Origin of the sequence: Pseudomonas endophytica, assembly GCF_001411475.1 — a bacterium.
GTDB lineage: Bacteria > Pseudomonadota > Gammaproteobacteria > Pseudomonadales > Pseudomonadaceae > Aquipseudomonas > Aquipseudomonas endophytica.
Genome location: NZ_LLWH01000079.1, coordinates 46,778 through 57,794, shown reverse-complemented (window position 1 = coordinate 57,794; position 11,017 = coordinate 46,778). Strand labels below are relative to the sequence as shown.

Genomic DNA, 11,017 nt, shown 5'->3' with positions numbered 1-11,017 from the left:
ATGAATACTCTGTCGCATCTTATGCACAGGTATGATCGTACGAAAGACATCACTTTAGATACAACAGCTGAGGATGGGATAGCAAGTAATAGCTCTTCTGAATATACCGTATGGACCAGTCTGTCAGATCTTCATAATGGCGTTATGATGGTGAGGGGATACAAAGACTATAACTACGCGACCTACTCTTTTGAAGCGTTCAAAGATTCTAAAGAACCGGTGTTTAAAGAAATCAACTTGTAATACTGATTCAAATACATCAAGAGCATGAGCGTTATGCTTTCATCCGTCGGCGCCCCTAGGGGCTGTACTAAATGTTTTCGAGCGAAGGTTAGGCAGGGCGAAAACAGGCGAGGAAGCGGAGTTTACGGGTAGTAAATGAGCATTTCGAGCCTGTTTTCAACACGGCATAACCGAGCGCAGATACATTTCGTACCGAGAGTTAGATATTTCCAAAGCTTCACTTTCTTTAGCGGGAATTAGAAAACCCGAACCATTAGCCAATGCTCTTTACCCCATGCCTGAAAGCACTCCAACACCTGCCACCCGCGCTTGGCGTAGTAGTCTTGGCGATCATGGGTGTGTAGGTACAGTTGTGAGCTGCCGCTGGTCTTAGCTGCGTTGAAGATACCCTCAATCAGTTGCTCCGCTAGGCCTCGGTTTCTTGCATGCGTAGCTACGTAAACGCATGCGAGCCATGGACCGAGTTCCGGTCGCGCTGCCAGGTCGTTTGTAGCGAGTGCCGCACCGCCGAGAATATGATCATCCTCTAAAGCAATCAGGCTTGGCCAGTCGCCGTTAGTCTGTCCCTTCGCGAACTCAAGTTGCCAGTCAGTCAGTGATTGTCCAATGAACTCGTAAGCGAACTGTCGATGCAACCACTCAGCCATAGTGTTGCTGTATTGCATATGGTCACGGAGCCAAACCAACTGAAGCATGGGGTTCTTCCTTGTTTAATTCTTATGAGCGAGCATGATTCAGAGCGGAGTAGAATCTGACGCTATCGCTGAAGGGCCGCTGGTAAGTGTTTGACGGTTATTTTCTTTGGGCAGCGGACTGCCTTTGATCGGTCGGCTCGGTAATTAGCGTTTTAGGATTAGCCCCAATCAAGTCATGCGAGGATGAGCTCATGCGCAATTTTAAGTGGGCGCTCATTCGCACGGCATTTCAATGCTGCAACTAAAACCCGCTGGGTCGAAACGACTGTTAACGGTCGATCCAGGAATGGACTGTTGAATTAGCACTGATCCCAAGCCTCTACGGGTGGGCTCATGGACGGCAGGCCCTCCTTTTTCTATCCAATCAAGAATAATTATGGGTTTGTCGTTGTGCAGGCTCCAATTTATGGTCACACCACCGGCATCGTTTGATAACGCTCCATATTTCAAAGCGTTAGTGGCTAATTCATTAATGACCAGCGCAAGGGGGAGCGCAGTTGCGGCGTCAACACTTGCAGGAGGGCCGCTCACACGTATTCGGTCTTCGCCAATAAAAGGACCTAGCTGTTCAACTATGAGTGCCAACGTGTCAACGGAGTCGCTTGAACTTCTCATAATTGCTTTGTTGGCCTTAGCCATTGCTGAAAGTCGATCACCAAATGATGCACTGAGTGCTTCTAGGGTTTGGCTTCTCTTCAACGACTGGTGGAAAAGAGCATACACAATAGCAAGGATGTTATTCACACGATGTGAAAGCTCTTTAGCGATTAATTCATTTTTCTCAGTTTTGTAGTGCCGTGAGCTGACATCTTGCATCATTCCAATAACGCGGACACCCACGCCAGTTAAGTTACGCATGATGGACCCGCGGTCTAGTACAGCAATATAGGAGCCATCAGCAGCCATAAAGCGGAATTCAGCTTCCCAGAAGGTCGAACCGTTTTCGATTGCATCCGCCATGCTTGAGATTACCCGCGAACGATCTTCTGGGTGAATATGTTCTTGGCGCCATAGTAGGTTGTTACCGATGTGGCCCTGCTCGAAGCCGAACAAATGTTGCAGGCCTTCACTCCACCACACTTGATCTGTTGTCAAATCAATGTCCCAAAGAGCGTCTGTATTGGAGTTATAAATGTCTTGGAGCCTTTCTAGGCGAGCCCGCTCGGCAACCTCTTGTGCGTGCTGTTCAGTGATGTCTCTGGATATCACTGCATAAGTAGTTGTTGGGCCGGGGATGGCCGCTATCGTAACGTCCCACCATTTGAGGTTGCCCTTTGCGGTAGGGCAGGGCGCTTTGATGGATGCTACCCCCTTCAACTTGGCAACGGCGAGTCCCTCTTTAGCCAGCTCCCGAACATTTGCGGGCCAAAGCTCGGGCCAGTAAACATTACGAATATGATCAAAATGATCAATCTCCATGACCCGCAGCCCATCTTCGTTGAAGCACAAGATCTCGCCGTCCTCGTTTAAAACCTTAACGCAGTCGGGGGAAGAAGCGAGGACGCAGAAGCCATTCAAAGCGGTATTGTCAGGCGCGATCATAAATGAGGGTCAAGAATGGAAATAGCCGCAAACATAGCACAAAGAAGGATGTGTAAATTAGTGCGTGGGCGTGGAATGAACAATTGTCAAACAAAGTGCATAGTTCTATTGCCCTCAATAATTTTGCGCGTTACGCATAATAAGTGGCATCTATTCATGTGGTCCGCAGCCAGTGGCATTGAAAAGAGACATTGCAACCACCGAGCACGCAACGCTTAAAGGCTGCCATCTCACGAGTCGATAGCCGCAAAAAGAAAATGACGTTAGCATTCCCATCATTGGGCTTAAACAGCCTGTTTTTAAGTCAGGGTCGCATCGTGGAAAAGCTAAAACGCCTTCAAAGCGGAATAGAGGGGCTAGACGCTCTGCTCAAAGGAGGTCTGGTCGCGGGTGCTTCATACATCATCCAAGGACGCCCTGGCTCTGGAAAGACGATTCTCGCTAATCAACTTGGATTCTTTCATGCACGCAATGGCGGTCGGGTTTTAGTCGCCACGCTGTTAGCCGAATCCCATGATCGTCTGTTTCAATTCCTTTCTACGCTGAGTTTTTTCGACTCATCTAAAGTCGGCGCAGAAATTCAGTTTGTCAGCGCATTCGATACCCTAGAAAACGAAGGCCTAGACGAAGTTGTGAAGCTGCTTAGGCGCGAAATTAGTCGTCAAAAAGCGACGCTGATGGTGGTAGATGGCCTGCTTAACGCGCGTTCAAAGGCTGATTCGCCCATCGACACCAAGAAATTTATCGCAGAGCTACAAGGGCATGCGGCATTCGCGGGGTGTACAGTTTTGTTTCTCACGAGCTCGCAACTCGACGACGGCAGCCCTGAACACACTATGGTAGATGGCGTTATTGAAATGGGCGAGGAGCTGTTCGGCACCCGTTCGGTACGCCGTATTCAGTTGCGTAAAACTCGCGGCAGCGGAGCCATGACAGGGCTGCATGAGTGTGAAATCACTGACGACGGAATGGTTATTCACCCTCGGCTTGAGAGTCTTTATAGTCACCCGTCAGCCCCTGATAGTGCTGACATGACACGTATTGCCAGTGGCGTTAGATCGCTAGACGACTTACTCGGTGGAGGACTTTACAGCTCGAGTGTCTCACTGGTCATGGGGCCGTCTGGCATTGGCAAAACCACACTAGGTCTCAAGTTTCTATCTGAGTCTACGGTGGATGCGCCAGGCTTACATTTCGGCTTTTATGAAAGCCCGCAAAGGCTGCGCTTGAAGGGGCAGTCCCTAGGTATCGACATCAAAGACATGGAGCAGAGCGGCGCGTTGACCCTTGCTTGGCAACCAACAACTGAAGGTTTGTTGGATGGCTTGGGTGCACGACTGTTGGCGATTGTTGAGGAAAAGGGCATCAAGCGCTTGTTCATTGATAGCCTCAACGGCATGACTCGAGTCTCGACAAATCCAGCTCGCATTACTGATTTTTTAAGTGCTCTTATGAACGAGCTAAGGGCTAGAGGCGTTACTGTCTTCGCGTCCTGGGAGATGCGCGGCCTGTTTGGCTCTGAGGTCAATTCGCCGAGCTCCGACCTGTCCAGTGTTGTCGATAATCTAATACTGATGCGTTTTTATGAGAATCAAAATGAACTAAGCAGGACGATCTCTATTCTGAAAGTGAGAGACAGCTCCTACGACCCCTCTCGATTTGAGGTTGTCATTCGTGACCAAAATGTTTTCCTGATAAAGGCTTTAAGACATGAACCGTCAGCTCCCATTGAGTCATCACCCGGTTCATTGTCTTAAACCTTTGCGCGGGATGAATTGATATGCCCACCATCCTGGTAGTCGACGACGAGTATTTGATTGCTGAGATTCTCAGCTTCGCGCTGGAGGATGAGGGGTTCATGGTCGTAAAGGCCAGTAATGGTCAAAAAGGGCTGGATGTTCTGGAAAGAGAGCGGCCGGAGCTGATAATTACCGATTACATGATGCCTGTGATGAATGGTCAAGAGTTCGCATCAGCCGTCCGAGCTCAACCTTCCGGGAGTCAATTGCCAATCATCCTGATGAGTGGCGCCCAAGCACACATCGGTATACAGAGACCGGATTTATTCAATTCGGTTTTCCCAAAGCCTTTCGACGTTGATTTATTAATTGCCGAAGTTAAAAAACTGTTAGATCACGATTGACTTTCAAATAATAAAATTAAGGACATAGAATAAAAAGAGTAAGGTTGCGCGGCATGCATGTTTAATTTTCATAAAAATGCTGATGGCTGTGTAGTAAAAATCTTGCCTTGTCGGGCGAAAACATCTTCGTAAATTTCACTCCGCCCTACATAAAATAAAGGATTAAGCGTTCGTCTATTTTGTGGGGCATCGACTCCTAGCTGCGCCTTAGGCATTTATGCCGGAATCGACAGTCGATGGTAAATTCTCGCTAGCTGACTAGAAGTCTCGTGTCATTTGACCTGCCCGCGCCAACCGGACGGGGCGAATCCGAGTGCTTTCAGGTGCTTGATTGCCAACGTTTAGCCGCCGGATCACGCGCGTCGTTCCGATATAGCTCAATGGCAGGTTGTTATTCCATTAAATGAGTACAAATTGGATTTATAGTACGATTTAATCTATTCATATAATTTCGAAATGCATGGAGTATTTGTCTTTGAAAAGAATGGCGCTCTTACCTCTCAGCCTCGCTCTGTTTGTGACCTGCACAACGGCTTTTGCAGGTTCGACCTTAGACCGGGTGACTAAAAAAGGGGAAATGACCGGGGTCCTAATGGAAAGCTATCCGCCATTCTCCTTCCTTAACGATCAAAACCAACTAGACGGGTTTGACGTTGATGTTGCTAAGGCCGTTGCCGAGCGGTTAGGGGTTAAGCTCAAGCTGGAAACACCGTCTTGGGATGTGATCGCTGCTGGTCGCTGGAGTGGGCGTTATGACATCTGCGTCTGCTCAATGACTCCAAGTAAGGCGCGAGCTGAAGTGTTCGATTTTCCAGTCGAGTACTACCAATCTCCGGCAGTCATCGTGGTTAACGCCAAAGATAAAGACATCGTTGAAGGCAAGGATTTATCAGGTAAGAAGGTGGGGGTGATCAGCGCGTCAACCTACGAAGCTTATTTGAATAAAGACTTGGTGATCGAAGGCGCAGAAGATAAGCCGTTGAATTATCCATTTGAGAATGTCCAGATTGCTCCCTATGACAATGAAACTGTAGCGTTCCAAGATCTGGCATTAGGGAGTGGGGTGCGTCTGGATGCGATGGTAACTAATTTGATCACGGCCCGTGAACGGATTGCCCAAGACCCGCGCTTCAAAATTACCGGCGCCCAGTTGTATGCAGAACCCAACGTGGTAGCGATTGAAAAAGGTGATCCAGAGTGGAGTGCCAAGGTCACTGAGGCCATTACTCAACTTAAGGCTGACGGCACACTCAGCAAAATTTCAGAGAAGTGGATCGGTACCGATATCAGCCAATGACAACGCACAACTCACACTCCGATAAAACGAGTTTAGTCGCTGACGGTGAGCCGCGTCGCTTGAGCCAGTTGTTCGGCTTTCGCACACGGCTCTATCTTACGTGGGCGGTTCTGCTCGGTTTGTGCGTGATGTTCTTCTTGAGCTTCGACCTGAAGCTCTCGATCATCTTGGATAAATTGCCCAACTTAGTTGGCGTGCATCTGGGGCCCAGTGGTTTCTTGCAAGGCGCAGCGCTGACGTTGTTTTTGTGCTTTTGCTCGATCTGGTTCTCATTGCTACTGGGCTTTGTAACGGCCCTCGCACGCCTTTCTCGCAGCGCAGTGGCCTTTGGAATCGCGACTTTTTACGCCTCGTTTTTTCGTGGAACACCGTTGCTGATCCAGATACTGCTGATCTATTTGGGCTTGCCCCAGATTGGCGTTGTTCCGGGTGCAATCAGCGCAGGCATCATTGCCTTGTCGCTTAACTACGGTGCCTACCTCAGCGAGATTTTCCGAGCGGGCATCTTGGCTGTCGCCCCCGGACAACGCCAAGCAGCGATGGCGTTGGGGCTTTCGCCGACAGCAACCTTTGTGCATGTCATCCTGCCACAAGCCATGCGCACCATTATTCCGCCGACAACCAGCCAGTTTATTTCGATGCTCAAAGACTCATCTTTGATTTCGGTCATGGGCGTGTGGGAGGTGATGTTTCTTGCGCAGTCTTATGGGCGTTCGTCTTATCGCTATATTGAAATGCTGACCACCGCAGCCGTTATCTACTGGTTGATGTCGGTAGGTCTTGAGCTGATACAGCACCGCCTTGAGCGCCACTATGGCAAAGGATTCGTTAATCAGCGCTAAGCCCGGTTATAGGTGACTCATTCATCGTTGCTGAGGGTCTTTTGAAAAGACATCACGTTTTGATGTTGGATAGACCTCTGGCGTATGTAGTTACTCTTTAGACACGCATTTTGTATTTAGAAAATTATAGGAAGTAACATTCAATGGTCATTCTTGATGGTGGTATGGGGCGTGAGTTACAGCGCAGTGGTGCACCTTTCAGACAGCCTGAGTGGTCAGCGCTTGCATTAAGCGAGGCACCCGAGGTGGTGGTTGCTGTTCACAGCGCGTTTATAGCGGCCGGTGCTCAAGTCATCACTAGCAACAGTTATGCAGTGGTGCCCTTTCACATTGGGGAGGAGCGTTTTGCTCAAGAGGGATTAGAGCTTGCCTGCGCAGCGGGTCAACTGGCTCGCAAAGCGGCTGACGCAAGTTCCCACCCCGTTAAGGTTGCGGGTTCCCTTCCACCGTTGTTCGGTTCCTACAGACCTGACCTTTTCCAGCCTGAGCGAGTTACAGAGGTACTCACGCCTCTGCTCAAAGGCTTGGGCGCGCATGTGGATCTATGGCTGGCAGAAACTCAAAGTTCGCTTGCCGAAGTCCAAGCGATCCACGCGCATTTACCGTCAGACGGCAAACCATTTTGGGTGTCTTTCACCCTCGAAGATGAAGATGTAGACGGTGTTCCTCGCTTGCGTTCAGGCGAGACAGTGGCTGACGCTGTGCAAGCAGTCGCAAAAATGAACATCGCTGCTTTGTTGTTCAACTGCAGTCAGCCTGAGGTAATCGGTGCTGCGGTTGATGTGGCGAAATCAGTTATCAACCGTTTAGGTGCTGATATCGCGATTGGTGTCTACGCCAATGCCTTCCCGCCGCAACCGAAGGAAGCGACTGCAAATGACGGCCTGGATGAGCTGCGCGAAGACCTCGACCCTTTTGGTTACCTTGAGTGGGCTAAGGACTGGCAGCAAAGAGGCGCCAGCCTGATCGGTGGATGCTGTGGAATAGGCCCGGAGCATATTGCAGCACTTAAACAAAGCCTCGCATGATCCCGAATCACGCTTGTGATGAGTGAGCAGCAACACGGCCGCTCTTGTCGATTGTTCTGCCTTAACAGCAGGCAACGTGAGCGGCTTAGCTGGGATCAAGTCGCAACAACCAGCATCTACCTCCTGCCAAGCTTTTGTTGTAGCCGCTTGAAATAACGATTGATGATTACTTTATGGGCTGGCCCCACCGGCACCATATAACTACGCCCAAAGAGGTTATGCGTCACCACCGATGATGTGATGGTAAACATGCGATCTGTGATCGACAGGCAGATCATCACATCCAAATGCCTGTCACGCTCGGTCAGAACCAACATATCTGACGCACTGTGTTCCACCAAAAAGAAATCCAGATAATCGCCAGGGTGGACTTCTTTGCGATCAACGCCGGAAAACCCGCCAATGCGCTTCACGCCGAATAAAGACGAAATCCCATCCCTGATACGGAAAGCGAGACGCATGGGCAACCCTGATCCACTCGTCATGATGTTCCACGCTTCAAGAGGGGTGATTTGAACAGGCAATAAAACCGACCGGCAGTCGTAGTAATCAAGATCGGACAGCGCGCGTAAGGTGGGCGCAGGTGAAGGGATAGCCAAACTAAATTCCTTTTAGTGGACAACGACGTGACGGCTCTCACTGTTTCTCGGAGAAAACCGTTCAGGGCGGATTGTTTCGTCTCTAGAGAATCTCGATCACGGGCGTTATGAGCTTGGCACCGAGGGCGATCTCTTCGGCTAACACGCTTTTTAGCGTTTCCTTGCTGCCTTCTTTCATGGTTTCTGCTAGTCGCTGACGAATCGAAAGGCCATGGGTCAGACAGTGCGGCATCGCTTTCAACGCTTCTAATCCTTTTATCGTCAATATGGCTCCTGACACGTGGGTGTCGGGGAGTATCTCCCCATTCAGGTAGCCGGAGCCGATTAGCCAGCGAGCGGTTGCATTAAAAAACTCAGCATCACTGTTTGATAGCTCAAGCAGGCAAAGGCCATTGCCTTCAGATGTACAGGTAGGTGTGGCAAGTTCTCTCGCAATAAGAGTGCAGGGAATTGGAAAGCGCTCATACAACTCAGCGAAAATTTTGCCAGCCAGATCATTGAATTTGTCGATATTGGTCACTGACATGTTGCAGAACTCCGATCACACAGACTGAGGTGTTGAACAAGGTGGAGGCTAAAGTGTAGTTGTTTCAGCACAGCCGAGCTCACTCTATCAGCCCTTTAAACAGAAGGCTGTAGCGCGTGCTGAGCGCTTGTGGAATCCAAGCAGCGTTGCTGCGCATGGTAAGGGCAAGGCGAGCCACCTTGGGCGATACAACTTCCGGTATACGACAGGGGAACTTTTAGACCGCCGCGGTTGACTGAGGGTGAGTCTTTCAGTTTGGAGTTAGGCGTTTGAATAATGAACAGGGAGGTTGCGAAGCCTGAATTTCAAAGCTTGATATACTCGACCGTGCTTACCTCTCGCTTTTGCCATCGGATCAGCAGGGATTACACTCATTGTGCGCTTTAGCGTGCTATCAACAAGGAGCTTCTCATGGGTCAAAAACCAGAGAATGAACAGCCCGCAAGCCCTCAAACACCCAGTGGGGATGGGATTCCAGCCCCAAGCGGAGCCGCCAACCTAATCGATACTGACTATGTGATTGGCCAAGATAATATTAAAGGGGAGTTTTCATTTTCACTGGATATACACGGCAAAGTTTTTATCATTTCTGCCGCCACTGTTTTGTTGTTCGTTATTCTGACGCTCGCACTGCAAAACGAGGTGGAACCTTTATTTAATGCTATTCGAAACTGGATAACCGGGCACCTTGCCTGGTTGTTCATGAGCATCGCTAATATATTTGTAGTGCTGTGTTTTGTCTTGATTTTATCCCCGCTGGGTAAGGTTCGGTTGGGGGGTAAGGATGCCAAGCCAAGCTATACGTATGTGGGTTGGTTTTCGATGCTCTTCGCTGCGGGGATGGGCATTGGCTTAATGTTCTACGGCGTGGCAGAGCCGATGTCACATTACGCTGCATCCATGAACGGTATTACGCTCGACGCCAATGGCGTACGAACGGACTCTGCGCCGTTGGGCGGTGCTGCCGGGGATATGAAAGTGTCGGCTGATTTGGCGATGGCTTCCACTATCTTTCACTGGGGTTTGCACCCGTGGGCCATTTACGCAATTGTGGCATTGTCTTTAGCGCTGTTCTCATACAACAAAGGTTTGCCCCTTTCGATTCGTTCGATTTTCTATCCGTTATTGGGCGAGCGGGTATGGGGATGGCCGGGTCACCTGATTGATATTCTGGCTGTATTTGCCACGTTGTTTGGTTTGGCAACATCGCTCGGTATTGGTGCTGAACAGGCAGCGGCAGGGATTGAATATCTATTCGGTATAGAGTCTAACAACCTAAGCAAAGTCTTACTGATCATTGGTATTACCATAATTGCTCTTTGGTCGGTTCTGTCAGGCTTGGACAAAGGTGTAAAAGTGTTGTCCCAGATTAATATGGGACTGGCGCTGTTGCTCTTGGTCTTTATTATTGTCGTGGGCCCAACACTGGCGATATTTACCGGCTTCTTCAAAAATATGCTGACGTATGTCGAGTATCTTCCAGCGCTTTCGAATCCTTTTGGTCGCAGCGATGTCCAATTTACCCAAGGTTGGACAGCCTTCTATTGGGCTTGGTGGATTAGTTGGTCGCCATTTGTGGGGATGTTTATTGCGCGTGTCAGCCGAGGCCGGACGGTCAGAGAGTTCCTAGTCTGTGTATTGCTCATACCCACGATTGTTTCAGTCTTGTGGATGACGACGTTTGGCGGAACAGCCATTGATCAAGCGACAGTGCAAGGGCTTACAAGTGTTAAGGATGCTGTGCTGGAGTTGAAGTTGTTCGCCATGCTCGGTGAGCTTCCACTGATGCAAATCACGTCATTTTTAGGTGTGATTCTTGTGATTGTTTTTTTCATCACCTCATCAGACTCAGGCTCACTGGTGATTGACACCATCACTGCCGGCGGCAAAGTTGATGCGCCTGTGCCGCAGCGTGTGTTTTGGGCGGTGATTGAGGGTGTTATTGCAATTGCGCTGTTGTTAGGGGGAGGGCTGGTAGCGCTTCAGGCTATGGCCGTCTCGACTGGTTTGCCTTTCGCAATCGTGCTTATGCTCGGCTGTATATCCCTTGTAAAGGGTCTGATGTCTGAGCCTCGCTAACTCTAGTTAGTGGGCATTAAATA

The 11,017-nt window shown here is 49.6% G+C and carries 11 protein-coding genes; 7 read left to right on the top strand and 4 right to left on the bottom strand.

The genetic code is table 11. From position 1 onward, the window contains the following. Positions 1-243 (top strand): hypothetical protein (locus AQS70_RS23935; protein ID WP_055102178.1); only part of this gene is annotated, 243 nt, incomplete at its 5' end. A gap of 236 nt (positions 244-479) precedes the next feature. Here AQS70_RS23935 and AQS70_RS07125 read toward each other — a convergent pair. Together AQS70_RS07125 and AQS70_RS07120 are read right to left on the bottom strand one after the other, a co-directional pair. Next, positions 480-938 (bottom strand): GNAT family N-acetyltransferase, encoded by a 459-nt coding sequence (locus AQS70_RS07125; RefSeq protein ID WP_055102177.1) that lies wholly within the window; start codon positions 936-938, stop codon positions 480-482. Between the two features lie 213 nt (positions 939-1,151). Continuing rightward, positions 1,152-2,480: a PAS domain-containing sensor histidine kinase gene (locus AQS70_RS07120; protein WP_055102176.1), complete on the bottom strand. Its 1,329-nt coding sequence runs from the start codon at positions 2,478-2,480 to the stop codon at positions 1,152-1,154. A 314-nt stretch (positions 2,481-2,794) separates the two neighbouring features. Between AQS70_RS07120 and AQS70_RS07115 the strand changes: the two genes are divergently transcribed. From AQS70_RS07115 to AQS70_RS07095, 5 genes are all read left to right on the top strand, one after another. Next, positions 2,795-4,237 (top strand): ATPase domain-containing protein, encoded by a 1,443-nt coding sequence (locus AQS70_RS07115; RefSeq protein ID WP_187331787.1) that lies wholly within the window; start codon positions 2,795-2,797, stop codon positions 4,235-4,237. A 23-nt stretch (positions 4,238-4,260) separates the two neighbouring features. Next, entirely contained in the window at positions 4,261-4,623 is a 363-nt protein-coding gene (locus tag AQS70_RS07110) for a response regulator (RefSeq protein WP_055102175.1), read from the top strand. A 475-nt stretch (positions 4,624-5,098) separates the two neighbouring features. Beyond that, positions 5,099-5,920: an ABC transporter substrate-binding protein gene (locus AQS70_RS07105; protein ID WP_420912341.1), complete on the top strand. Its 822-nt coding sequence runs from the start codon at positions 5,099-5,101 to the stop codon at positions 5,918-5,920. Further along, complete coding sequence (locus AQS70_RS07100; protein ID WP_055102173.1) at positions 5,917-6,762, top strand: amino acid ABC transporter permease; 846 nt, start codon at positions 5,917-5,919, stop codon at positions 6,760-6,762. Before AQS70_RS07105 ends, AQS70_RS07100 begins: the two co-directional genes overlap by 4 nt. Positions 6,763-6,905: 143 nt before the next feature. Then, entirely contained in the window at positions 6,906-7,790 is an 885-nt protein-coding gene (locus AQS70_RS07095; RefSeq protein WP_055102172.1) for a homocysteine S-methyltransferase family protein, read from the top strand. Between the two features lie 116 nt (positions 7,791-7,906). Here the strand turns inward: AQS70_RS07095 and AQS70_RS07090 are convergent, their stop codons facing one another. After that, positions 7,907-8,389 carry a DUF2867 domain-containing protein gene (locus tag AQS70_RS07090; RefSeq protein ID WP_055102171.1) on the bottom strand — a complete coding sequence of 161 codons (483 nt, stop codon included), beginning with the start codon at positions 8,387-8,389 and terminating at the stop codon, positions 7,907-7,909. 82 nt (positions 8,390-8,471) lie between these two features. Beyond that, positions 8,472-8,915 (bottom strand): hypothetical protein, encoded by a 444-nt coding sequence (locus tag AQS70_RS07085; protein ID WP_055102170.1) that lies wholly within the window; start codon positions 8,913-8,915, stop codon positions 8,472-8,474. 411 nt (positions 8,916-9,326) lie between these two features. On the opposite strand from AQS70_RS07085, the gene AQS70_RS07080 reads away from it, so the two are divergent. Continuing rightward, on the top strand, positions 9,327-10,994 hold the full coding sequence (locus AQS70_RS07080) for a BCCT family transporter (protein WP_055102169.1): 1,668 nt from the start codon (positions 9,327-9,329) through the stop codon (positions 10,992-10,994). Positions 10,995-11,017: the final 23 nt, after the last annotated feature.